This is a genomic window from Pseudomonas sp. P108 (genome assembly GCF_032613195.1).
Taxonomy (GTDB): domain Bacteria; phylum Pseudomonadota; class Gammaproteobacteria; order Pseudomonadales; family Pseudomonadaceae; genus Aquipseudomonas.
The window spans coordinates 1,638,279-1,660,487 of sequence record NZ_CP126691.1; the positions used below are offsets into that span (position 1 = coordinate 1,638,279).

Consider the following 22,209-nt stretch of genomic DNA (forward strand, 5'->3'; position numbering starts at 1 on the left):
GCCCCATGGTCGAACAAGTTGAACTGAATCGCCTGTTTTGGCACAGCCGTCGCGGCATGCTTGAGCTTGACGTGTTGCTGGTGCCGTTCGTGCAGGAGGTTTACGCGACGTTGAACCAGGTGGATCGCGATCTGTATGTGCGTCTGCTGACGTGCGAGGATCAGGACATGTTCGGCTGGTTCATGGAGCGCAGCGAGTCTGAAGATCCGGAATTGCAGCGCATGGTTCGCATGATCCTGGATCGTGTCCAGCCCAAGTAACACGTTCGAATGCCGCTGGCATGCCTCGCGGCAGTTGCTGGCGGCGTATCTGTTGGCCCAGGCGTTCGCACTGGGTGCTTTGTTTCTGCTTTCGATTCCACTCTGGGCCAGTCTGCTTGGGGCTTTAGGCTGCCTGCTTCATGGCGTTTGGGTGTTGCCTCGGCAGATTCTGCTGAATCATCCCAAGGCGTTTCGTGGATTGCGTCGGGACGCCGATGGTTGGCAGGTGTGGAATCAGGCGGATGGTTGGCAAGCGGCGCAGCTGCGCCCGGACAGCCTCGCGCTGCCCTTGATCGTGGTGCTGCGTTTTCGCTTGCGCGGCGAATGGCGGGTCAGATCGATCTGCGTGCCACGGGACTCGCAGGCGGCGGATCTGCACCGACGCTTGCGAGTACGGCTCAAGTTCAGCCGACGTAGGTGGGTGGCACCAGAATAGTGTCGAGTGCATCGGGCAGCATGTCCGGGTAGTCGAGGGTGTAATGCAGGCCGCGACTTTCCTTGCGCTCCATGGCTGAGCAGATCATCAGTTCGGCGACTTGCGCCAGATTGCGCAACTCGATCAGATCGCGGCTGACTTTATAGTTGCTGTAGAACTCGTCGATCTCGTCCAGCAGCAGACGCACGCGGTGTTGCGCCCGTTGCAGGCGCTTGTTGGTGCGCACGATGCCGACGTAGTCCCACATGAATCGCCGCAGTTCATCCCAGTTGTGCGCGATGATCACGTCTTCGTCCGAGTCGGTCACCTGACTGGCGTCCCACGCGGGCAGGGCGCTTGGCGCGGCGACATCGTCCAGCTGCGCGAGGATGTCCGCCGCCGCCGAACGGGCATAGACAAAGCATTCCAGCAGCGAGTTGCTGGCCATGCGGTTGGCGCCGTGCAGGCCGGTGAAGCTGGTTTCGCCAATCGCGTACAAGCCCGGCACGTCGGTGCGACCTTGTTGATCGACCATCACACCACCGCAGGTGTAGTGCGCGGCGGGTACGACCGGAATAGGTTGTTTGGTGATGTCGATGCCAAAACCGAGGCAGCGCTCATAAACAGTGGGGAAGTGAGTCTTGATGAAGTCTTCGGGCTTGTGGCTGATGTCGAGATAGACGCAGTCGACACCCAGACGCTTCATTTCATGGTCGATGGCCCGGGCGACGATGTCGCGCGGTGCCAGTTCGGCGCGCTTGTCGAAGCGATACATGAAGCGTTCGCCGTTCGGCAGCTTCAGGTGTGCGCCTTCACCGCGCAGAGCTTCAGTAATAAGGAAGCTTTTCGCTTGTGGGTGGTACAGGCAGGTCGGGTGGAACTGGTTGAATTCCAGGTTCGCCACCCGACACCCGGAGCGCCAGGCCATGGCGATGCCATCACCGCAGGCGCCGTCGGGATTGCTGGTATAGAGATAGACCTTGGCTGCGCCGCCCGAAGCCAGAATCACGAAGCGTGCGCCGTAGGTGTCGACTTCGCCGGTTTTGCGGTTGAGTACGTAGGCGCCGAGGCAGCGCTCGCCTTCCATGCCTAAACGGCGTTCTGTAATCAGATCAACGGCAACCCGCTGCTCCAGCAATTCGATATTCGAACGCTCTTTGGCCTGAGTCAGCAAAGTTTTGAAGATTGCGGCACCGGTAGCATCGGCCGCATGGATGATGCGACGGTGGCTGTGACCGCCTTCGCGGGTCAGATGGAATTCGAATCCGCCATCTTCAGTGCCGGATTGATCGTCGCGGGTGAACGGAACACCTTGGTCGATCAGCCACTGAATGGCTTCGCGGCTGTGCTCCACGGTGAAACGCACGGCGTCTTCATGGCACAGACCACCGCCGGCGTTCAGGGTGTCCTCTACATGGGATTCGACAGTATCAGTGTCATCAAGCACGGCGGCGACGCCACCCTGGGCCCAGAAAGTCGAACCATTGGCGAGATCGCCTTTGCTCAAAACGGCAATGCGCAAATGACCCGGCAGGGTCAGCGCGAGACTCAAACCGGCAGCACCGCTGCCAATGACCAGAACATCGTGTTGGAATTGTTGGCTCATTACAGGATTCCGCTCAAAGCGACCCGGGTCGGGGGGTGGCGCAAGACAGCTGGATCGGCGAGTCAAGACAGCCACACAGCCCACTAGTATATAGAGGGGGGGGACGGCACAATAGCCGAGCCGATATGGCATTGTGAAACTACTGTGACGGAAAAAACCGGGTGCTTCGTCGGAAGTTTTTTTCACCCTTTTGGGAAGAACACGACTGTATCGGCGCTGAAACAGGATTTTTCTGCTCAGGGTTGCCCAATGTCCGGGCGGTGCGGCTATAAATAATTGGAACTTTTGCCAAAGGCCCAAGATCAATAGTCGGTGCCAGAAACAAGGGACGTGTCGGCTTCAGTGCGGAATCTGCGGTTGGATTCCTGCCCGGCGAAACCGATAACAAGATTATTCGCGCAGCCGGTTTATCCCGCGCTGCGTTTTTCGTGCGTGCCAAATCAGAGCTCGCAGGAAACTTGCCTGGAGGGGGAGAACTTTTGCGAAAAGCCCGAGTCTATGTTTGCAAGTCTGGTCGTTTAGTTATGCAAGTCTCCTTCGGGCTTATCGAGGAGTGTTCATGCTAACCCAGGAAGAGGATCAGCAGCTGGTCGAGCGCGTTCAACGCGGCGACAAGCGAGCTTTCGATCTGTTGGTGCTGAAGTATCAGCACAAGATTCTCGGGTTGATCGTGCGTTTTGTGCACGACACCCATGAAGCCCAGGACGTGGCTCAGGAAGCCTTTATCAAGGCGTATCGAGCACTTGGAAACTTTCGCGGCGACAGTGCGTTTTATACGTGGCTGTACCGTATTGCCATTAACACGGCGAAGAATTACCTGGTTTCACGCGGCCGCCGGCCGCCGGATAGCGATGTAAGTTCCGAAGACGCAGAGTTCTACGATGGCGATCATGGCCTCAAGGATCTCGAGTCCCCAGAACGTGCACTGCTGCGGGATGAGATCGAAGGCACCGTCCATCGAACCATTCAGCAACTGCCAGAGGATTTGCGTACGGCTTTAACTTTACGTGAATTCGATGGTCTGAGTTACGAGGACATTGCGAGCGTCATGCAATGTCCGGTGGGTACCGTGCGCTCCCGGATTTTCCGCGCCCGGGAGGCCATCGATAAAGCCCTGCAGCCGTTGTTGCAGGAAAACTGAGACAGCGGCGACAGCCAAGAGAGGAACGCCATGAGTCGTGAAGCCCTGCAGGAATCGCTGTCCGCAGTGATGGATAACGAAGCGGACGAACTGGAATTGCGTCGAGTGCTCAATGCACTGGACGATGTTGATACCCGTGAGACCTGGGCTCGTTACCAGATCGCTCGGGCAGCAATGCACAAGGATCTGCTGCTTCCACGTCTGGATATCGCTGCGGCAGTGTCTGCTGCACTGGAAGACGAAACGGCTCCGGCCAAAGTATCTCGCAGCCCATGGCGCAACCTCGGCCGTCTGGCTGTTGCGGCCTCGGTGACTGTTGCCGTTCTGGCCGGTGTTCGCCTGTACAACCAGGACGAAATCGCTGGTGTAGAGCTGGCTCAGCAGTCCAATCAGCCAACCCTGGCGACCCCACAGGTCAAAGGTCCGGCTGTTCTGGCAGGCTATAGTGAGAGTTCGGAAGCCACTGGCCCGATGGCTAACGGCGTACTGCAAGGTCAGCCAGGCTGGCACGATCAGCGTCTGCCAGGTTATCTGCGCCAGCACGCTCAACAGGCTGCACTGAAAGGCACTGAAAGCGCACTGCCATACGCACGTGCAGCAAGTCTGGAAAACCGTTAAGGAGGATCATGCGCGCCATACCTCTACTTTCGCTTCTGCTCAGTGGCTGGTTCATTGTTCCAGCCCATGCTGATGAGGCCCAGGACTGGTTGACCCGTCTGGGCCAGGCCGAGCAGCAGCAAAGCTTTCACGGCACATTCGTATACGAGCGTAACGGTAGCTTTTCTACCCATAACATCTGGCATCGCGTCCAGAATGGCCAGGTCCGCGAGCGTTTACTCCAGCTCGACGGTTCGGCACAGGAAGTCGTGCGCATTGATGGGCATACTCAATGCGTCAGCGGCACCCTGATAGCCGGACTGGGGGATTCTCCCAACTCAGCCGCTCGTCCTCTCGATCCGCAAAAGCTGAAAAACTGGTATGACCTTGCCGTCATCGGCAAATCACGCGTGGCTGGGCGTGACGCAGTGATCGTATCGCTGACGCCTCGCGATCAGCATCGTTACGGTTTTGAGTTGCATCTGGACAAGAAAACCGGCTTGCCGTTGAAGTCGTTGTTGCTGAACGACAAAGGGCAGCTGCTCGAACGCTTCCAGTTCACCAGTCTGGATACTGATGAAGTCCCTTCGGACAAAGACTTGCAGGCCGACGCAGACTGTAAAGCGATTACGCTCGACAGCGACAAGGCTTCGGCCGTCAAGACTGCTCAGGTATGGCATTCGGACTGGCTGCCACCAGGTTTCGAACTGACCAGCAGCACCTCGCACAAAGATCCGGAAACCAAGACTCAGGTCAACAGCTTGCTTTATGACGACGGTCTGGCGCGTTTTTCGGTTTTCCTTGAGCCATTGAACGGCGCAACCGTCACTGACACGCGGACTCAACTGGGCCCGACCGTTGCCGTTTCCCGGCGCCTGACCACGCCAGAAGGCGAAATGATGGTGACAGTGGTCGGCGAAATTCCGATTGGCACCGCCGAACGAATTGCTCTGTCGATGCGTAACACTGATGGCGCTGCAACCAGCAAGCAGTGAGCTGATTTCAGTCATTACCACTTCTTCGTTGAGACGTAGATGAAATGTTTGCTGAGCATTTTCATTTGCAAATACCCTGAAAATTTTTTATAGGTCAGAGCCTCACGGCTCTGGCCTTGTTTGTTGTTGCCGGAACAAAAATGCCGGTCGGTGGTTTCCGGTGTTCCTTGCTCCATATCGCTTAACCCTGCTCGTCGTAACGGGAGCTGTATGTCGATACCAAGTTTGAAATCCTGTCTTTCCATTTTCGCCACTGTGCTGTTGCTCGGTCAGGCGGTGCCTGCTGCGCAAGCGGCCGATCTGCCTGACTTCACCCAATTGGTCGAACAAGCTTCGCCAGCCGTGGTGAACATCAGTACCACGCAGAAGCTGCCGGACCGTAAAGTGAACCAGCAGATGCCTGATCTGGAAGGTCTGCCGCCGATGCTGCGCGAGTTCTTCGAACGTGGCATGCCGCCTCAGCAGCGTTCGCCGGGCGGTGGTGGTCGTCAGCGTGAAGCGCAGTCGCTGGGCTCAGGCTTCATCATCTCTCCGGATGGCTACATCCTGACCAACAACCACGTGATTGCCGATGCCGACGAAATCCTCGTGCGCCTCGCCGATCGCAGTGAAATGAAAGCCAAACTGATCGGCACCGACCCACGTTCCGACGTTGCCCTGCTGAAAATCGAAGGCAAAGACCTGCCCGTGCTCAAACTCGGTAAATCCCAGGACCTGAAAGCCGGTCAGTGGGTTGTCGCGATCGGTTCGCCGTTCGGCTTTGATCACACCGTGACCCAAGGCATCGTCAGTGCCGTCGGCCGTAGCCTGCCGAACGAAAACTATGTGCCGTTCATTCAGACCGACGTGCCAATCAATCCGGGCAACTCCGGTGGTCCGCTGTTCAACCTGAACGGCGAAGTGGTCGGCATCAACTCGCAGATCTATACCCGCTCCGGCGGCTTCATGGGCGTGTCGTTTGCGATTCCGATCGACGTGGCGATGGACGTTTCCAATCAGCTGAAGAGCGGCGGCAAAGTCAGCCGTGGCTGGTTGGGTGTGGTCATCCAGGAAGTGAACAAGGATCTGGCCGAGTCGTTCGGTCTGGATAAACCGGCCGGCGCGCTGGTTGCCCAGATTCAGGATGACGGCCCGGCAGCCAAGGGCGGCCTGCAAGTCGGCGACGTGATCCTGAGCATGAACGGTCAGCCGATCGTCATGTCTGCTGACCTGCCGCATCTGGTCGGTGCACTGAAAGCTGGCGCCAAAGCCAATCTGGAAGTGATTCGTGAAGGCAAGCGCAAGAACGTCGAGCTGACCGTCGGTGCGATACCTGACGAAGACAAAGAGCTTGATGCACTGCCGAAGTCCGGCGCTGAAAGTACCAGCAACCGCCTCGGTGTTTCAGTGGGCGAGCTGACCGCCGAGCAGAAGAAAACCTACGACCTCAAAGGGGGGGTGGTGATCAAGGAAGTGCAGGACGGTCCTGCGGCCCTGATCGGTCTGCAGCCAGGTGACGTGATTACGCACCTGAACAACCAGGCCATCGGTTCCGCCAAGGAATTCGGCGAGATCGCCAAAGCGCTGCCGAAGAATCGTTCGGTGTCGATGCGCGTTCTGCGTCAAGGTCGCGCCAGCTTCATCACCTTCAAGCTGGCTGAATAATCCAGCGGCAGGGTAAAAAAGAAACCGCCTCGGAAGAGGCGGTTTTTTTATGCCTGAAGCTTTTGTCCCGGCGGGTAACGATCAGCCCATCATGTCCTTGATCATGCGCTCCTGCTCCATCATCTCGCGCTGACGGGCATCGATGCGTGAAGACAGCGGGAAGTTGCTGCCAGCCTTGCGCTTGGCAAAGTCCAACTGCTGGATCGCCTGGCGATAATCGCCAACCAGTGCGAAGTACTCCGCGCGCGCCTGGTGCAGGCCAATGATGTTGCCCGACAAGCCACGGGTTTCGGCGACTTGATACCAGACATCCGGATCATCCGGACGTGACTTGAGCAATGCTTCCAGTGCTTTCTCGGCATCAGGTGCGCGATTCTGTTTGAGCAACAGATCCACCCGAACCTGATTCAACGGATAGTTGCCGGGATATTGCGTAAGCATCCGGTCAACCCGCGATTGCGCATCCGGCAGGCGATTGTTGGTGATGTCCAGATCGACCTGGGCAAGGTTGTAGATGATTTCGTTCGGCGAGGTCGCCAGCAATTGCTTCAGATTCTCGCGCGCCTCATTCAATTGGCCGCCCTTGATCTGTGCAATCGCCAGACCGTAGCGCGCCACATCGTTTTTCGGGTTCTCGTCCAGTTGCGCACGGAAACGCTTGGCACCCAGGCCCGGGGTTTCTTCGTAGATCAGCTGCACGCGGGTGCGGATCAACTGATAGCGTTTGGAATCTTCGATTCCGCCTGGCTTGGCCTGTTCGGCACGGTTGCGGGTATCGGCGATACGCGATTCGGTGACCGGGTGAGTCAGCAGGAATTCCGGGGGCTTGGCGTCGAAACGGTATTGACGCATCAGACGCTCGAACATGGTCGGCATCGAGCGCGGGTCATATCCGGCCTTTTCCAGATTGAGGATACCGATGCGGTCGGCTTCCTGTTCGTTCTGACGGGAAAAGGTCCGTTGCGATTGAATCGCCGCTGCCTGTGTACCGGCAATTGTTGCGATGCCAGCGTCACCGCCACCGGCCGCCGCAATGACGATGCCGGCCAGCAGCGCGGCCATCATCGGCACCTGCATCCGCTGCGAAGCCTCGACGCCGCGCGCGAAGTGACGTTGCGACAAATGCGCCAATTCGTGTGCGAGAACCGAGGCATATTCACCCTCGGTCTGCGCATTGAGGAACAAACCGCCGTTGACCCCGACCACGCCGCCCGGCGCAGCGAAGGCGTTGAGCTGCGGGCTGTTGATCAGAATGAATTCAAGGCGTCGGTCCGTCACCTGGCTGGTCTCAACCAGCTTGTACACGCTGGATTCGACGTAGTCCTTGAGCTGCGGATCATTAAGTTGTGAGACCTGACTGCGCAACATCGCCAGCCAGGCACGACCGAGCTGATATTCCTGTTGCGGCGAGACAATGGCAGAACTGGCGTCGCCGAGTGACGGCAGATCGTCGGCAAAGCCTGGTGAGGCGAGCAGGCAAGCGAGCGTCAGCAGGGTAGGGCGCAGAAAAGTCATGCACAAAGCCTTAGAAGACAAAGACCTTACTGTAGCCGGACACCGGAGCTGCGACCAGATATTCTAGACAGCTCGACGACCCGAACCGGAGTGACGCAATGACTGACGCTGTAGCCCATGACGTGGAACTGGACGCCAGTGGCCTGAATTGTCCGTTGCCGTTGCTCAAGGCAAAAATGGAACTCAACAAACTCCAAAGTGGCGCCGTCCTCAAGGTGATCGCCACGGATGCTGGCTCGCAGCGCGACTTTCGCACCTTTGCCAGATTGGCCGGTCATACGCTGCTGCGTGAAGAAGACGAAGCAGGCGTTTACCGTTACTGGTTGAAAAAGGCCTGAACCCACAGCGTAAAAGACCTAAGGATTATTGATGTTCAAAGTGTTACGCGACTGGATTCAGCGCTATTTCTCCGATGAAGAAGCCGTGGTGCTGGCGGTGCTGCTGTTTCTCGCCTTCACCGCGGTGCTCACCCTCGGCGGCATGCTCGCGCCGGTGCTGGCAGGGATGGTGCTGGCGTATCTGATGCAAGGCCTGGTGGTCACGCTGGAGCGCCTGCGCGTGCCGGGTGGCGTGGCGGTCGGCTTGGTGTTTGCGCTGTTCATGGGCGTACTGATGGTGTTCATCGTCGTGGTCGTGCCGTTGCTTTGGCATCAATTGATTACCTTGTTCAATGAGCTGCCGGGCATGCTCGCCAAGTGGCAATCGCTGCTGTTATTGCTGCCGGAGCGCTATCCGCATCTGGTGTCCGACGAGCAAGTGTTGCAGGCGATCGAGGCGGCGCGCGGCGAGATTGGCAAGTTTGGCCAATGGGCGCTGACATTCTCATTGTCGAGTCTGCCGCTGCTGGTGAACATCATGATCTATCTGGTACTGGTGCCGATTCTGGTGTTCTTCTTCCTCAAGGACCGGGCCATGATCGGCGAATGGGTGCGTGGCTACTTGCCGCGTGAACGTGCGTTGATCACCCGGGTTGCGCAGGAAATGAACCGGCAGATCGCGAATTATATTCGCGGCAAAGTCATCGAAATCGTGATTTGCGGCGGCGTGACCTACATCGCTTTCGTGGCGCTCGGTCTCAACTACGCGGCACTGCTGGCGTTGCTGGTCGGTGTGTCGGTGGTGGTGCCGTACGTTGGCGCGGTGGTGGTGACCGTGCCGGTGCTGTTGATCGCGCTGTTCCAGTGGGGCTGGAGCGATCAGTTCATCTATTTGATGGCGGTGTACGGGATCATCCAGACGCTGGATGGCAACGTGCTGGTGCCGTTGCTGTTCTCGGAGGCGGTCAATCTGCATCCGGTGGCGATTATCTGCGCGGTGCTGTTGTTTGGCGGGTTGTGGGGATTCTGGGGGGTGTTCTTTGCGATCCCGCTGGCAACGCTGTTCAAGGCGGTGCTGGATGCATGGCCGCGCAAGGAGCCGGCGGTGGCTCCGCTGCTGTAACGATTGATCCAGATTTTGTAGAAAGGCTATTCGCGAGCAGGCTCGCTCCCACATTGGATCTGTGGCGTTCACAAGTCCAATGTGGGAGCGAGCTTGCTCGCGAAGGCGTCAATGAGGGCGACGCAAAACCATCAGGCTTTATTCAGATCCTGAGCAGCAGCCAGCACTGCATCCACATGCCCCGGCACTTTCACACCACGCCACTCCTGACGCAGCACACCGTCCTTATCAATCAGGAAAGTGCTGCGATCAACGCCCAGGTATTCCTTGCCGTACAGCTTCTTCAGCTTGATCACGTCGAACAGCTGGCAGACAGCCTCGTCCTTGTCGCTGATCAGCTCGAACGGAAACTCCTGCTTGCACTTGAAGTTCTCGTGGGACTTCAGGCTGTCGCGGGAGATTCCGAAAATCTCGGTGTTGGCAGCCTGGAACGCTGCGTACTGGTCACGAAAGCCCTGACCTTCAGTGGTGCAGCCCGGCGTGCTGTCCTTCGGGTAGAAGTAGATCACCACTTGCTTGCCCTTCAGGGCGGACAGGCTGACAGTCTGCCCGCTGGTGGCAGGTGCTTCGAAATCGGCAACCGGTTGGTCGATGACAACGGCCATGAAAGCTTCCTTACATTGGGTTCTGTGGGCGCCAGGGTTCGATCAGTGCGTCCAGGTTCATCGCATCGGAGAAGTCGAGGAACTGGTCGCGCAGCCAACTGATCTGGGTGCCGGCCGGCAGGGTCACGGTGAACGTGGCGTTGAGCATGGTGCCGCCGGTTTGCGGCGCCTGATAAGTGTCACAGGTCAGGTTTTCCAGCTCGACGTTGTGATCCATGAAGAACTGGCACAGCTCATTGATGATGTCCGGGCGATACGCCGAACTGACGTAAGCCACGTATGGTAGAGCTTGCGGACGATTTTCCAGCGGCGCGCTGCGCACCACATTGGCGGTAAAGGCGTGTTTTTTGGCCAGGCCCGGCAGGCTGCCTTCCAGGCGAGCGAGAGCGTCCCAGCTGCCGGAGATCTCGAGGATCAGCGCACTGCACTCGCCGTGGCGGGTCAGGCGCGAAGTAACCACGGCGCAGCGATTTTCATGGCTGGCGCGGCACAGGACGTTAGTCAGCTCCATGGGGTTGGCGCCAAGGGCACTGATGACAAGGAATTGTTCGCGAACTGTGGGGGTGGACATGCAGCATTCCTAAAGCGATGAGCGGTCGGTAGGTTTACGCGCGTTGGCTGCCGGGGAATGCCTGTTCTGGGCGTCCGTACTAAAAGACCCGGCAAGCGCTCGCGGCTCGCTCCACTATAGCGGGAGCGCGTCGATGCGACGCAGGAACGGGGTCTGGGAGGCCGTAAAGGAAGGCTGAAACCCGGCGTACAAGCTGATCAGTACCGATCAAAGTCTGAAGGGTAGCGAAAAGCAGCGCCAAGGGGAATGGCAGCAGCGCAGTACTTCGCTTGTGCAAGCATCTTGGCGCCAGTACCATTACCGCTCTCTTTTTCCGGCAGGAGCGGTTTCATGATTGCGGGCAGTATGGTGGCACTGGTCACTCCCATGGATGCACAAGGGCGTCTTGACTGGGACAGCCTCAGCAAACTCGTGGACTTCCATCTCAAGAACGGCACCCATGCCATTGTCGCGGTCGGTACTACCGGCGAGTCGGCAACCCTTGATGTAGAAGAACACATCGCCGTCATCAAAGCCGTGGTCAAACAGGTTGCCGGGCGCATTCCGGTCATCGCCGGCACTGGCGCCAACTCGACCCGTGAAGCCGTCGAGCTGACCCGCAACGCCAAAGAAGCCGGCGCCGATGCTTGCCTGCTGGTCGTGCCGTATTACAACAAACCGACTCAGGAAGGTTTGTACCAGCACTTCAAGTACATCGCTGAAGCGGTCGACATTCCACAGATTCTCTACAACGTTCCTGGCCGCACGTCGTGCGACATGCAGGCCGAGACCGTGATTCGCCTGTCCACCGTGCCGAACATCATCGGTATCAAGGAAGCCACTGGCGACTTGAAGCGCGCCAAGGCGATCATCGATGGTGTGAGCAAGGATTTCATCGTGCTGTCCGGCGATGATCCGACCGCCGTTGAACTGATCCTGCTGGGCGGTAAAGGCAACATCTCTGTTACCGCCAACGTCGCGCCGCGCGAAATGGCTGATCTGTGCGAGGCCGCGCTGAAAGGCGACGCCGACACTGCACGGGCGATCAACGAAAAACTGATGCCGCTGCACAAAGACCTGTTCATCGAAGCCAACCCGATTCCGGTGAAGTGGGCTTTGGTTGAAATGGGCCTGATGCACGAAGGCATCCGCCTGCCACTGACCTGGCTGAGCACACCTTGTCATGAAACGCTTCGCACGGCCCTGCGCCAGTGCAGCGTCCTGGTTTAATTGAGGAAGTACAACGCATGAAGCGAATGGCCGGACTTTCCGCACTTGCCTTGATTATCTCCAGCACCAGTGGCTGCGGATGGGTCTGGGGGCCGGAAGGTTATTTCCGCGACCGTGGTAGCGATTACCTGCAAGCGCAACAGACTGCACCGATGCAACTGCCGCCGGAAGTCAGCACTTCCAAGCGCCTGGATCCGCTGTTGCCGATCCCGCGTAACGTTGCTGATGACACCGCCAAGGGCGAATACATTGTTCCGCGTCCTCAGCCGCTGTCGGCCGTTGCCGATGCCAGCGATTACTCGCTGCAGAAGAGCGGTGATTCGCGTTGGGTCGTGGCCCAGCATCCACCGGCCGAAGTCTGGCCAGTGGCGGTGCAGTTCTTCCAGGACAACGGTTTCCGTCTGGATGAACAGCGGCCGCAAACCGGCGAATTCACCACCACCTGGCAGCATTCCGATGAACTGTCCGCGTCCATGGCCAAGCGCCTGAGCGCAGCCGGCATTGCCAGCGACAGCGAAACCCGTGTGCGTGTTCGCATCGAGCCGGGCGTGCAGCGCAACACCAGTGAAATCTACGTGGTCAGCGCCGAGCGTCCTGCCGGCAGCACTGCCGACGTCGCCTTCACCAACCGTTCGGTCAACACTGGCCTGGACGCAGCGCTGGTCGACGACATGCTTGCAAGCATGAGCCGGATCTCCGAGAAGGGCGGTTCGGTGTCGATGCTGGCTTCGCGTGATTTCGATACCCCGAGCCGTGTCAGCCTCAGTGAAGACGGCAGCGGTAACCCTGTGTTGAACGTCGGTACCGATCTGGACCGTGCCTGGTCGAGCGTTGGCCGTGCACTGGAGCAAGGCGAATGGCGCGTTGAAGACATCAACCGCAGCCTGGGCCTGTACTACATCAACCTGGCCGAGAAAGCCGAGAAGAAAGACGACAAGCCTGGTTTCTTCAGCAGCCTGTTCGGCAGTGCGCCGAGCAAGGAAGAAGTTGAAGCCCGTGCCGAGCGTTATCAGGTTCGCCTGAGCAAGGTTGGCGAGAACATTCAGGTGACCGTCGAGAAAAACATCAACACCGTCGCGCCGGCTGAAGTGGCACGCAAAGTGTTGAGCGTGATTCAGGACAACCTGGGCTGATCAACCATGCGTTTTGCCGTTCTCGGCAGCGGTAGCCAAGGGAACGGCACGCTGATCGCCAGTGCTGATACGTATGTGCTGGTGGATTGTGGTTTTTCTCTGCGGGAAACCGAAAAACGCCTGTTGCGCCTGGGTGTGAACCCGGCGCAACTGAGCGCGATACTCGTAACCCACGAACATGCCGACCACGTGCATGGCGTGGGTTTGCTGTCTCGGCGCTACAATCTACCGGTCTACCTCAGTCGCGGCACACTGCGCGGGATGCGCAAACCGATTGAACCCGCAGGCTTTCTGGCCGGCGGCGAGCAACTGCAGATCGGTGCACTGAACATCGGGGTCATTGCCGTGGCCCATGATGCGCAGGAACCGACCCAGTATGTCTTCAGTGATCACCAGCAGCGGCGCTTCGGCCTGCTGACCGACCTGGGGTCCTACTGCGAGCGGGTGCTGGACGGTTATCGGGATCTCGATGCGTTGATGATCGAGTCCAACCATTGTCGCGACATGCTGGCCCGTGGTCATTACCCGTACTTTCTCAAGCAGCGGGTGGGCGGCGAGCTGGGACATTTGAACAACCATCAGGCGGCATTCCTGGTGTCGGAGTTGGGCTGGCAGGGCTTGCAACACCTGGTCCTGGCCCACCTGAGCAGCAAGAACAACCTGCCGCAGCTGGCCCGGCAATGTTTTGTCGACACCCTCGGGTGCGACCCGGACTGGCTGCAACTGGCCGATCAAGATTCAGGGCTCGACTGGCGCCACATCGCCTAGCCCACCTACTTAGCAAGCGGAGCCCATCATGGAAAAACGTGAAGAACTCTACCGCGGCAAAGCCAAATCGGTTTACAAGACCGACGACGCTGACCGCTTGATCCTGCTGTTTCGCAACGACACCTCGGCGTTCGACGGCAAGCGCATCGAGCAGCTCGACCGCAAAGGCATGGTCAACAACAAGTTCAACGCCTTCATCATGCAGAAACTTGAAGCGGCCGGCATTCCGACCCAATTCGACAAGCTGCTGGCCGACAACGAAGTCCTGGTGAAGAAGCTCGACATGATCCCGGTCGAGTGCGTCGTGCGTAACTACGCCGCTGGTAGCCTGGTCAAGCGTCTGGGCGTCGAAGAAGGCCTGAAGCTCAACCCTTACACCTTCGAACTGTTTCTGAAGGACGACGCCAAGGGCGATCCGTTCATCAACGAATCCCACGTTGTGGCATTCGGCTGGGGCACCGCCGAGCAACTGGTTCGCATGAAGGAACTGTCGCTCAAGGTCAACGAAGTCCTGACCAAACTGTTCGACGACGCCGGCCTGTTGTTGGTCGACTTCAAGCTTGAGTTCGGCGTGTTCAGCGACGGCTCGATCGTCCTCGGCGACGAGTTCAGCCCGGATGGCTGCCGTCTGTGGGACAAGGACACCAAGAAGAAGATGGACAAAGACCGCTTCCGTCAGGGCCTCGGTGACGTCATCGAAGCCTACGAAGAAGTCGCCAATCGTCTGGGCGTACCGCTTTAATCGACGCAAGCATCTGATAGCACGAAGAAATTTTCGAAAGAGGGTTTGCTTTCGGTAAAAGTGTTGTTATGATGCGCGCCGTTGGAGAGATGCCAGAGTGGCCGAATGGGACGGATTCGAAATCCGTTGTACCTTCACCGGTACCTAGGGTTCGAATCCCTATCTCTCCGCCATTATTGAACAAGACGAAGCCCCCGTAATCATTGATGATTACGGGGGCTTTTTCGTTTCAGGTGTTTCACTTCGAGCGTTTACGGCGGTCCCGTCCCGCATCGGGTTTCCATCGCCATATCGGCTATAAGCTAACTTTCATGTAAACCACAGTGCTATCACCGTGCTCAGCCAGGTAGTGCTCATTTTTACAACATTTCGCAGCATCAAATCTTGGCACTCGTATTCGATACCCTCTGCTCATACGGCCTGGCGCCGAGTGCGAGGATCCTGTGGAAATGGAAGCTAGCCGGACGGCATCTCTTCGTAAACCCTCGAATCGAGGTGTACGGGCTTCTCCCGGGGCGCATTGATGGTGGCTCCACTTAGGGTGGCATCTCCGTGCTGGCAACTGCATAGAGCCGTTGGTGCCGTGGGCGTGTACCGCGACCGCGCATCAGGTTCTTCGTGCGCGCAGAACTCCTCGTGCGCCGTTTATCAGTAACGCTGGTAGGGGGGGGCGCTATTGCTGTGATTTTTTGGAATGCGACCTACTTAAATGTGATAATGCTCTACCCATGCGACTCGATAAGTCTATCAGCAGCACTCGACGTCTCTCGTTAATCACCGCAGTGGAACCTAAGTAAATGCAGAAAAACTATGTGGGCGGGATACAGGCTCTACGGTTACTTGCTTGTTTTTTTGTTCTTTTTCAGCATGTGACGTTTTTTGTCTGCGACTTTAAAGGCATAGACTACCACCCATTTTTGATGATTAATTTTGGTCGCGTGGGCGTTAGTTTGTTCTTCGTGATATCTGGCTATGTCATGGGCATGTGTCTTGATCAAGGTAGAGTGTTTCTTTGGAATCGTATTGCACGGATATATCCACCCTACTGGTTGGCCATAGTAGTCAGTTGGGTGGTTTTGGTGCCGCTTGGTGTTGATTGGGCTTTCGATATTAGATCGGTGTTGCTGTTGCCGACGTTGTTAGTAAATAGCAGCTATAAAATTCCTTACTGGACTTTGTGTTATGAGATGGCATTTTATGTGCTTGTCTTTGCGCTGGTACTAGTGAAGGCGTCACGCCAAAATATATTATGGTTCTGTGCTGCTTGGCTCTCGGTGATCATCGTCATTGATGCCTATACGGTAATTGGCGATATCGATAGTGCGCAGGTTTTTGCTTTGGTTGCTCAACCTGGCTGGGGGATTCTAGTAGCGCCTTATCCGATTTTTTTTATCGCCGGACTGGTTGCGTCGATTGGCGGGCTTGCAAGATTTGAGCGAGTTCCACCAGTCTTCTTGGTTTTTATTGCGGTTTGCACTTGGGCAGTTAGTAATAATATGAAACTACCCTCACCTGCTCCGATGTTTATTATGCAGTCATTCAGTTTTATCTGTTTGATTGCTGCTTCGAGGCAGATGGCTTTTCCTTCATTTATTACTCGATTGGGGGATTACTCATACGGTATTTATCTTGTTCATATGATAATCATCGGGGCTTTGATTGCTCTGTTTAAATCCCACGCTGTAGAAATGCGATTTTCTGGGGTTTTCGCAATTTTTATGCTGTGCTCAATTATCGGTGGCTGTGCCTTCGGTTGGTTTGAGCACAAACTTCATTCCCGTTTTGTAAAACGGTTATTTAGGCGTAAAAGTGTGCAGCCAGTCGCGATTCGTTGAATGCACAGCAGTGCTGCTCTTGTCCTCGCCTGTCGTTGACCGGCAGGCTGTGAATCCTGGTTAGGGATGACTGCTGGATTGAGTCGTCCGGTGTTGCCAATCATCGCCGGACGACTATGCGTTATGCGGCAAGCGCGTGGGGGTCGGCGGGTTGGCGTTCACATGGATCAAGCTTCGTGTCGGCCAGCCATGTCCGTGGGCACCGAACACAACCCAGGCGCCGTGCTTCTCGTTCAGTCGGTAGACATCAAACTTTTGCGCGAAGGACAGTTGAAACTGGTCGGCGGCTGGCTGGCAGTCACCTTGGATTATGTTGATTACCCCTTCCTGACTGCCTGAGTGTGAACACTGACTATTCTGTGCATTGCCTTGTCCATGCAGATGACCAAGCCAAGGAAGCGAAGACGGGGATGGCGGCGGGCAGCCAGATCTCAGGTTCGATTTTCATGAATCAATCGGAGGTCACGCAGGATGTCATCCTCGAACTGATCTGTTCCTGACAGGTGCAATCAGAGGCGCAGGGGTTCAAAGTGGCGATCAATACCTCTCTGCATTAATTAGTAATCAAATCCTCCAATTTCTTGTGCTGGTTTGATAAATTCTCCGGCTTGGTTTTGCGAGTGTGCTGCATTCGAGATGGCACAGTAGTCGATGCTTGACATCCATCTGCCAGCATCCCGTCCTGATACAATTCGTGTCCGAAAAAATACACCTGAGGGAAAAGGTAATGAACGCAACAATCACGGCTGTTATCCCGGTTATGGGGGACTACCGTCAGGTGCAACCTCTTCTCGTCAGCCTCGTGAAGGCTATGGCCACGGATTGGCCGATCAACGATACGGTTATTGATCTGCTTTTCGTTGGTGACGGCGATCATTGGGCACAAGTTGCTGATGTTGCCGGGTTACGCAAAGACCATCATGTTCGCTACGTTTCGGTAGCACAGAAGTCAACACCAGCCTGCCTGTTCAACGCAGGTGCGGAACTGGCGAAGGGTGAGTTCCTTGCATTCCTGTGGCCAGGCGTCGATGCAGTCGAGTGGTTAGCCTCGATGAATGCACTCGTGAGTAAAGTTGAGCCTGGCGATTTCCTTCTTGCGGGCGATGTTGACAAGTCGTCCGTTCGGACAGGCATACCCGGCTCCTGGCTGTGTAATCCGTCCGCAGGCATGCCGAACCTTTATCCAACGGGTTGGTTAGAGCTGAGCGATTACCTTCCAATGGCCAACTGCCTGGTGGAAAGAGCATCGTTTCTAAAGGCGGGGGGATTCTCCACCTCGGTATTGTTGCAACGTGGATTCTGGTGGGAGTTCACGCTTCGTTACGGCCGCGCTGGACGTATTCGCGCCATCGAAGGGGTGCCCTGCGCATCATCGGTCTGGTCATGGCACGAATATCCTCTTACGCACGAAGTCGTAATCTCCGGCGATCTTGTCGCACGTCGAGTGATGCGCGCTGCACTGGTCGAAAACGTCGCGCCGAGCGTGGAAGTAGATTTCGACGATGCCTTTGCGTTTTCCCAAAGTTTGAACTCGAGAACGAGAGCATGGCTGCTTAAGCAGATCAGTTGCACGTCGAGGGAATTCGACGAAATTGTCCGTAAACGCGCGCAGTCTGTACCAGAAGGAGCTCGCGAGCCTCTTCGTATCACGGTGTTGGGGGGCCCAGGCGAGCCGGCTCACAACCAGCTATGTTTCTTCAACTACTTTGCGTTGCTGGAAAAAGATCACAAGCTTACTTGGCGCACCGTGCTCGACACCGCCGCACACACGACCGACCTCGTGAACAGTGACATTGTCATTTTCAGTCGAATCAAGTCGGAAGAGGGCTGTCGTTTGATGGACTTCTGCGTCGCGACCGGCATTTCGACGATCTACATGCTTGATGATAACTGGTTCACCGTTGGCAAAGATTGGCCTGTCTATGCCGAGCTTTTTCACGAAGATTCGCCGATTGTCAAAACTTTCAGGTATTGCCTCGAGCGGGCAAGTATTGCTCTTACCTACAATCAGCTCCTCCTCGAAGACATGCGCCCGCATTCACGTACGGTAGAGTTGTTGCCGACCAACATCGAACTGTCTGAATTCAATCCGCTGCCAAGGCAAGATGGACGCAGAAAGATCGTCGGATATGTTGGCTCGCCGCGTCCCGACGACGTCGCTTTCCGGGCACTTGCAGCCGTTGCGCGCCGGCGAGACGACTTTGATGTTATGTACATGGGGGCGGCCCTGCCTGAGTGTTTCGCCGATTTGCCCGAGCATCGTTTGAAGCAAGAGTCCTATGTATTCGGATATCGCCGCTATGCGGCTATTCTCAGTGGCTATGCACCGGACGTGTTGCTGGCACCGCTCGGAGGCACTCGTTTCGACGCATCGAAATGCCCCAACAAGTTTCTGGAAATCAGTGCAGTTGGCGCGGCTGGCATCTACAGCAACGTTGAGCCTTATATCTCAGTCGTGCAGAGCGCGAAGACGGGTCTGTTCGCTTACTCTAATCAGTCTTCATGGGAAGACGCGATCGAACGGCTGCTCGACGACGACACGCTGCGCTCCGATATTCAGAAGAACGCGTACAAGAAGGTACAGGAAACGTACGCGACGGAAAATGTCTTGCCGCATTTCGAAATGCTGCTGCACCGAGCGTATGACCTACGCGGCGTGAAGCCGTCTACCGAGCGTCAGCGCGTGGCGTTTGTGTCGCATTCGCCGTATCAGGCGGGGGCTGAACGGGCGCTTGTCAACTTCGTCTGTAATCTCAATGCATCCATCGAGCCGATCGTCGTATTTCCGCTAGGCGCTGGCCCGATGCTCGATCTCGTCTTGGCAAGCGGCTTGCCTGTAATTCAGTCGGACTACGATTTCGCCGTGCCGCGAGTCGGCGACCAGTGGCATCTTCAACTCGAGGATGCTCGTCATCATGACTATGTCGGCCGATTCGGACGCGTGTTCAGGGAACTGGAACTCGACGGTGTGGTTGTCAACACCAACGTATTGCAAAGCGCGGTGTATGCAGCAGCGGTTAATTTGATCCCTGTGGTACTTCATTCACATGGCGTCATCAGTTCGCGTCTTGATACCCGCTTGTGCGCCAAGCGCTGGCCGCACGACGATGCCGAGCAGCTAGACCTGGCGAGCGGTGTAATCTGCCCTTCTCAACTAGTAGCCGATGCATATGTCGACCTGTATTTGACCCCCGGCGACAAGTTTCATGTGGTGCCCAACGGCACCGATTGTGAGTCTTGGGAACCCTTGCCAAGCGACTCACATCCTCAGCGCTTTTCGATGCTGTGCACGCTTGAACCGAACAAGAACGTACCCATGTTTTTAGAGGCGGCTCAGCAACTCATGTCCGCCGTAGCCGAGCCCATTGAATTTCATATCTATGGGGCGGGAAGCGGTGAGTATGTTGAATTTCTGAACGATTTAGTGAAAGAGAAAGCGCTGCAAAATTGTGTCTTCTTCCATTCGAAAACGGCGAATGTGAATGATGTTTACGACAGCTCACGCGCGATCATCGTCACAAGTCAACTGGAGTCATTTTCGTTTGTCACTATCGAAGCAATGAGTCGCGGTCGCCCAGTCATTTCGACACGATGTGGCGGTCCGGAAGCGATCATCGAAGATGGTAAAACGGGCTTTCTTATCAATAAGAACGACAGTGCCGCTCTAGCACGCTTAATGCTGCTCATCCATCGTGACGATGCGCTCGCACAGCGCATGGGTGCGAACGCGCGTACGGCCGTGGAGCAGCGATTCGAAATCAAGGTAATCGCCAATGCTTATTGTGAAGTGCTAACGGACATCTTCCCAACAGCATCGTTCGCGCATCTACGCGAGAAGCGTCGTGCAGCTCTGCATTTTATTGGTACTCGGCAGGCAATCGCTTGGTCGGACACTACTTTGTCGCTGAAAAATTATCCGGTTGCGGTCGCTTCGGCGTTAGATGCGCGGGGGTCGGGATGGGATCACAAAGCACTTTTCGACTACGCGGTTGGTCTGGAGGTGCAGGCTGTCAAACTCAAGCAGGATGCTGAAGTCGACAGAGTTGCGGCAGAAATGAATCGCAGGTATGCAATTTATAATGCCAACACTGCTCCGAATGCCTTCAATGGTCTTGCTGCCCGAATTTATCGCAGATTTGGGCTGGAGGATGACCTATGGGATCTGGTGGGCCATCCGTTCTCCGCCATCAAGAGATTCTGCAATGATCGCCATGAGAGAGGTGCCACCAAGCTACTGATGACGCCAGATTTGCGTGATTTTCCCTATATCGAATATGAACTTACGCCGAACCAGCCGTACCAATGCATCAGCACGCCCATACATGTGCCGGCAGCGAACGCGCAGGGCACGTTTGGTATAGAGATCGTCAATGGCGCTGGACAGATATTGCATCAAGACACCATCCTTTTGGCCGATACCAATGCAGGTCAGCCGGTCGAGTTTTATTTTGATGATCTGAAACTGCCAGTCGGGGAGGTGTGCAGGCTGCGCCTTTTCGCTCGCGATGCGGAAGTGCCAGTCTGTGCCTACGAACTCGTCACACGCCGTTTCGCAGGCCTGAAAGCGCCTGCGAGGACGCCATTCCTAGCGCTTATGTAGCCGAACCTTGTCACCAAATAGGACTGCGAACATGAACAATCTGAACGGAATTTTTCGTGGTGAGTTGATTGAGCAATTTGGGGTGCTGACCCCCGGATACGATAGTGGCGTAGTCGATTCGTATATGACGGAGCAGTTCAAGAGCCGAGCGCAAGAGTATGTCAAAACCCATTACAACTCTGATCATGTAGACGATGTAATCGGGAAAGCGTTGCGTACATTGGGCGTCGAAGCTCCGGCGGAGGCGTCAGAGTTTACGATTTTGGACGTCGGCTCGGGCGCTGGTGGATCCGTATTCACTCTGATTCGCATGTTCGGCCATCTGCCGAACGTACGTATCATTTGCTCGGATCTTTCGATGGAGATGCTTGCGCTGTTGCGGCAGGGGTTGGTTGACGTCCAATTCAAGTGCAAGATCGATGTATTGCAATTGAATGCCGAGCAACTCGATTTCCATGACGGCTCCGTAGATCTGGTGGTCGGCTATGCGATTGCACATCATCTGTATCGTCCGGATCAGATGTTCAGGCATGTCGCCCGCGTGCTCAAGCCTAACGGCCACGCAGTTTTCATGGAGCCATTCGAGAATGGCAATGTGATTCTGTCTGCGGCAATGGGCATCATTCTTGCGGACAGCCGAAAGGAGCAAATCAACCAAAACGTTCAGGAGTTCATGCGCAATATCGTAGCGGACAGAAAATCGCGAATCGGACGCGACAAGACGGCGGAGTGCTTCAGGCATCTTGACGACAAATGGATGTTCACACGCAACTATCTGCTCGAAGGTTTTCCGTCGAGTCAGGGTTCGTTGCAGATTCGTTCATTGCATCCCCCAATGAAGTTGTTTGAAAATCAGATGGCAATGTTGCTATCACTGGGGCTGTCGCTCGACAAAAGTGCGCTACCTTCGTGGGCGTGGGACGTGATTCGCACGCTCGACGACTCGATGTCTGATGATTGCAAGGAGGACGTGCTCATCGAAGGGATGGTGCTATTCACAAAGTTTTCTTGACGCCTCAAGGCGTTTGGGTCCGATATTCCATGGCAGATGATGTCTGCGATGGAGTTCGAGTTCCTACCTCTGCGCCGTGACGTAGAGAAAGCCCCGTAGATGGAAATCTACGGGGCCTTTT

21 protein-coding genes and 1 tRNA gene are annotated in these 22,209 nt (G+C 56.3%); 17 read left to right on the forward strand and 5 right to left on the reverse strand.

Features of this window, described 5'->3' with window-relative positions; all coding sequences use genetic code 11:
- Positions 1-5 precede the first annotated feature (5 nt).
- Together QOM10_RS07215 and QOM10_RS07220 are read left to right on the forward strand one after the other, a co-directional pair.
- Positions 6-260 (forward strand): succinate dehydrogenase assembly factor 2, encoded by a 255-nt coding sequence (locus tag QOM10_RS07215; protein WP_007911418.1) that lies wholly within the window; start codon positions 6-8, stop codon positions 258-260.
- A complete protein-coding gene (locus QOM10_RS07220) occupies positions 244-696 on the forward strand; it encodes a protein YgfX (protein WP_127926192.1) in 453 nt (150 codons plus the stop codon). The genes QOM10_RS07215 and QOM10_RS07220 overlap by 17 nt, the downstream gene beginning before the upstream one ends.
- On the opposite strand, the gene nadB is transcribed toward QOM10_RS07220, so the two are convergent.
- Complete coding sequence (gene nadB / locus QOM10_RS07225; protein WP_316917803.1) at positions 665-2,281, reverse strand: L-aspartate oxidase; 1,617 nt, start codon at positions 2,279-2,281, stop codon at positions 665-667. The genes QOM10_RS07220 and nadB overlap by 32 nt on opposite strands.
- A 559-nt stretch (positions 2,282-2,840) precedes the next feature.
- Here nadB and rpoE point away from each other — a divergent pair.
- From rpoE to QOM10_RS07240, 3 genes are read left to right on the forward strand one after another with little or no spacing between them, the layout of a single operon-like run.
- Positions 2,841-3,422 carry an RNA polymerase sigma factor RpoE gene (rpoE, locus tag QOM10_RS07230; protein WP_003172477.1) on the forward strand — a complete coding sequence of 194 codons (582 nt, stop codon included), beginning with the start codon at positions 2,841-2,843 and terminating at the stop codon, positions 3,420-3,422.
- Between the two features lie 30 nt (positions 3,423-3,452).
- Entirely contained in the window at positions 3,453-4,040 is a 588-nt protein-coding gene (locus tag QOM10_RS07235) for a sigma-E factor negative regulatory protein (protein ID WP_034153146.1), read from the forward strand.
- Positions 4,041-4,048: 8 nt separating this feature from the next.
- Entirely contained in the window at positions 4,049-5,014 is a 966-nt protein-coding gene (locus tag QOM10_RS07240; RefSeq protein ID WP_127926194.1) for a MucB/RseB C-terminal domain-containing protein, read from the forward strand.
- A 14-nt stretch (positions 5,015-5,028) separates the two neighbouring features.
- On the opposite strand, the gene QOM10_RS07245 is transcribed toward QOM10_RS07240, so the two are convergent.
- Positions 5,029-5,190, reverse strand: coding sequence for a hypothetical protein (locus QOM10_RS07245; RefSeq protein ID WP_007911405.1), 162 nt, complete (start codon positions 5,188-5,190; stop codon positions 5,029-5,031).
- A gap of 34 nt (positions 5,191-5,224) precedes the next feature.
- On the opposite strand from QOM10_RS07245, the gene QOM10_RS07250 reads away from it, so the two are divergent.
- Complete coding sequence (locus tag QOM10_RS07250) at positions 5,225-6,658, forward strand: DegQ family serine endoprotease (protein WP_127926195.1); 1,434 nt, start codon at positions 5,225-5,227, stop codon at positions 6,656-6,658.
- Between the two features lie 81 nt (positions 6,659-6,739).
- Here the strand turns inward: QOM10_RS07250 and QOM10_RS07255 are convergent, their stop codons facing one another.
- A complete protein-coding gene (locus tag QOM10_RS07255) occupies positions 6,740-8,173 on the reverse strand; it encodes a M48 family metalloprotease (protein ID WP_316917804.1) in 1,434 nt (477 codons plus the stop codon).
- Between the two features lie 98 nt (positions 8,174-8,271).
- Here QOM10_RS07255 and QOM10_RS07260 point away from each other — a divergent pair, with 98 nt between their 5' ends.
- Together QOM10_RS07260 and QOM10_RS07265 are read left to right on the forward strand one after the other, a co-directional pair.
- The gene (locus QOM10_RS07260) at positions 8,272-8,511 is read left to right on the forward strand and encodes a sulfurtransferase TusA family protein (protein ID WP_038358357.1); all 240 of its coding nucleotides are present in this window, start codon (positions 8,272-8,274) and stop codon (positions 8,509-8,511) included.
- Between the two features lie 31 nt (positions 8,512-8,542).
- The gene (locus tag QOM10_RS07265; protein ID WP_150651474.1) at positions 8,543-9,613 is read left to right on the forward strand and encodes an AI-2E family transporter; all 1,071 of its coding nucleotides are present in this window, start codon (positions 8,543-8,545) and stop codon (positions 9,611-9,613) included.
- A 131-nt stretch (positions 9,614-9,744) separates the two neighbouring features.
- Here the strand turns inward: QOM10_RS07265 and QOM10_RS07270 are convergent, their stop codons facing one another.
- Both QOM10_RS07270 and QOM10_RS07275 read right to left on the reverse strand, forming a co-directional pair.
- Entirely contained in the window at positions 9,745-10,218 is a 474-nt protein-coding gene (locus QOM10_RS07270) for a peroxiredoxin (protein WP_007911395.1), read from the reverse strand.
- Positions 10,219-10,228: 10 nt separating this feature from the next.
- Complete coding sequence (locus QOM10_RS07275) at positions 10,229-10,789, reverse strand: glycine cleavage system protein R (RefSeq protein ID WP_038358363.1); 561 nt, start codon at positions 10,787-10,789, stop codon at positions 10,229-10,231.
- 330 nt (positions 10,790-11,119) lie between these two features.
- Here QOM10_RS07275 and dapA point away from each other — a divergent pair, with 330 nt between their 5' ends.
- The 9 genes from dapA to QOM10_RS07320 all read left to right on the forward strand — a co-directional run bounded on the left by dapA (position 11,120) and on the right by QOM10_RS07320 (position 22,088).
- Positions 11,120-11,998 (forward strand): 4-hydroxy-tetrahydrodipicolinate synthase, encoded by an 879-nt coding sequence (dapA, locus tag QOM10_RS07280; RefSeq protein WP_127926200.1) that lies wholly within the window; start codon positions 11,120-11,122, stop codon positions 11,996-11,998.
- A gap of 17 nt (positions 11,999-12,015) precedes the next feature.
- A complete protein-coding gene (bamC, locus tag QOM10_RS07285) occupies positions 12,016-13,131 on the forward strand; it encodes an outer membrane protein assembly factor BamC (RefSeq protein WP_034153155.1) in 1,116 nt (371 codons plus the stop codon).
- Between the two features lie 6 nt (positions 13,132-13,137).
- On the forward strand, positions 13,138-13,899 hold the full coding sequence (locus tag QOM10_RS07290) for an MBL fold metallo-hydrolase (RefSeq protein WP_095119104.1): 762 nt from the start codon (positions 13,138-13,140) through the stop codon (positions 13,897-13,899).
- Between the two features lie 28 nt (positions 13,900-13,927).
- Positions 13,928-14,641, forward strand: coding sequence for a phosphoribosylaminoimidazolesuccinocarboxamide synthase (purC, locus tag QOM10_RS07295; protein WP_008077821.1), 714 nt, complete (start codon positions 13,928-13,930; stop codon positions 14,639-14,641).
- Positions 14,642-14,724: 83 nt separating this feature from the next.
- Positions 14,725-14,814 (forward strand) — tRNA-Ser (locus QOM10_RS07300).
- 624 nt (positions 14,815-15,438) lie between these two features.
- Positions 15,439-16,476, forward strand: a complete 1,038-nt coding sequence (locus QOM10_RS07305; protein ID WP_160038664.1) for an acyltransferase family protein — start codon at positions 15,439-15,441, stop codon at positions 16,474-16,476.
- A gap of 162 nt (positions 16,477-16,638) precedes the next feature.
- Complete coding sequence (locus QOM10_RS07310; protein WP_160038666.1) at positions 16,639-16,815, forward strand: hypothetical protein; 177 nt, start codon at positions 16,639-16,641, stop codon at positions 16,813-16,815.
- Between the two features lie 388 nt (positions 16,816-17,203).
- On the forward strand, positions 17,204-21,076 hold the full coding sequence (locus QOM10_RS07315) for a glycosyltransferase (protein ID WP_316917805.1): 3,873 nt from the start codon (positions 17,204-17,206) through the stop codon (positions 21,074-21,076).
- 31 nt (positions 21,077-21,107) lie between these two features.
- Entirely contained in the window at positions 21,108-22,088 is a 981-nt protein-coding gene (locus QOM10_RS07320) for a class I SAM-dependent methyltransferase (RefSeq protein ID WP_160038670.1), read from the forward strand.
- Positions 22,089-22,209 lie beyond the last annotated feature (121 nt).

Excerpts from the sequence above, each read along its gene's own strand:
- QOM10_RS07215 (WP_007911418.1), top strand. The coding sequence starts at position 6 with ATGGTCGAACAAGTTGAACTGAATCGCCTGTTTTGGCACAGCCGTCGC.
- nadB (WP_316917803.1), bottom strand. The coding sequence starts at position 2,281 with ATGAGCCAACAATTCCAACACGATGTTCTGGTCATTGGCAGCGGTGCT.
- rpoE (WP_003172477.1), top strand. The coding sequence starts at position 2,841 with ATGCTAACCCAGGAAGAGGATCAGCAGCTGGTCGAGCGCGTTCAACGC.
- QOM10_RS07235 (WP_034153146.1), top strand. The coding sequence starts at position 3,453 with ATGAGTCGTGAAGCCCTGCAGGAATCGCTGTCCGCAGTGATGGATAAC.
- QOM10_RS07240 (WP_127926194.1), top strand. The coding sequence starts at position 4,049 with ATGCGCGCCATACCTCTACTTTCGCTTCTGCTCAGTGGCTGGTTCATT.
- QOM10_RS07245 (WP_007911405.1), bottom strand. The coding sequence starts at position 5,190 with ATGGAGCAAGGAACACCGGAAACCACCGACCGGCATTTTTGTTCCGGC.
- QOM10_RS07250 (WP_127926195.1), top strand. The coding sequence starts at position 5,225 with ATGTCGATACCAAGTTTGAAATCCTGTCTTTCCATTTTCGCCACTGTG.
- QOM10_RS07255 (WP_316917804.1), bottom strand. The coding sequence starts at position 8,173 with ATGACTTTTCTGCGCCCTACCCTGCTGACGCTCGCTTGCCTGCTCGCC.
- QOM10_RS07260 (WP_038358357.1), top strand. The coding sequence starts at position 8,272 with ATGACTGACGCTGTAGCCCATGACGTGGAACTGGACGCCAGTGGCCTG.
- QOM10_RS07265 (WP_150651474.1), top strand. The coding sequence starts at position 8,543 with ATGTTCAAAGTGTTACGCGACTGGATTCAGCGCTATTTCTCCGATGAA.
- QOM10_RS07270 (WP_007911395.1), bottom strand. The coding sequence starts at position 10,218 with ATGGCCGTTGTCATCGACCAACCGGTTGCCGATTTCGAAGCACCTGCC.
- QOM10_RS07275 (WP_038358363.1), bottom strand. The coding sequence starts at position 10,789 with ATGTCCACCCCCACAGTTCGCGAACAATTCCTTGTCATCAGTGCCCTT.
- dapA (WP_127926200.1), top strand. The coding sequence starts at position 11,120 with ATGATTGCGGGCAGTATGGTGGCACTGGTCACTCCCATGGATGCACAA.
- bamC (WP_034153155.1), top strand. The coding sequence starts at position 12,016 with ATGAAGCGAATGGCCGGACTTTCCGCACTTGCCTTGATTATCTCCAGC.
- QOM10_RS07290 (WP_095119104.1), top strand. The coding sequence starts at position 13,138 with ATGCGTTTTGCCGTTCTCGGCAGCGGTAGCCAAGGGAACGGCACGCTG.
- purC (WP_008077821.1), top strand. The coding sequence starts at position 13,928 with ATGGAAAAACGTGAAGAACTCTACCGCGGCAAAGCCAAATCGGTTTAC.
- QOM10_RS07305 (WP_160038664.1), top strand. The coding sequence starts at position 15,439 with ATGCAGAAAAACTATGTGGGCGGGATACAGGCTCTACGGTTACTTGCT.
- QOM10_RS07310 (WP_160038666.1), top strand. The coding sequence starts at position 16,639 with ATGGATCAAGCTTCGTGTCGGCCAGCCATGTCCGTGGGCACCGAACAC.
- QOM10_RS07315 (WP_316917805.1), top strand. The coding sequence starts at position 17,204 with ATGAACGCAACAATCACGGCTGTTATCCCGGTTATGGGGGACTACCGT.
- QOM10_RS07320 (WP_160038670.1), top strand. The coding sequence starts at position 21,108 with ATGAACAATCTGAACGGAATTTTTCGTGGTGAGTTGATTGAGCAATTT.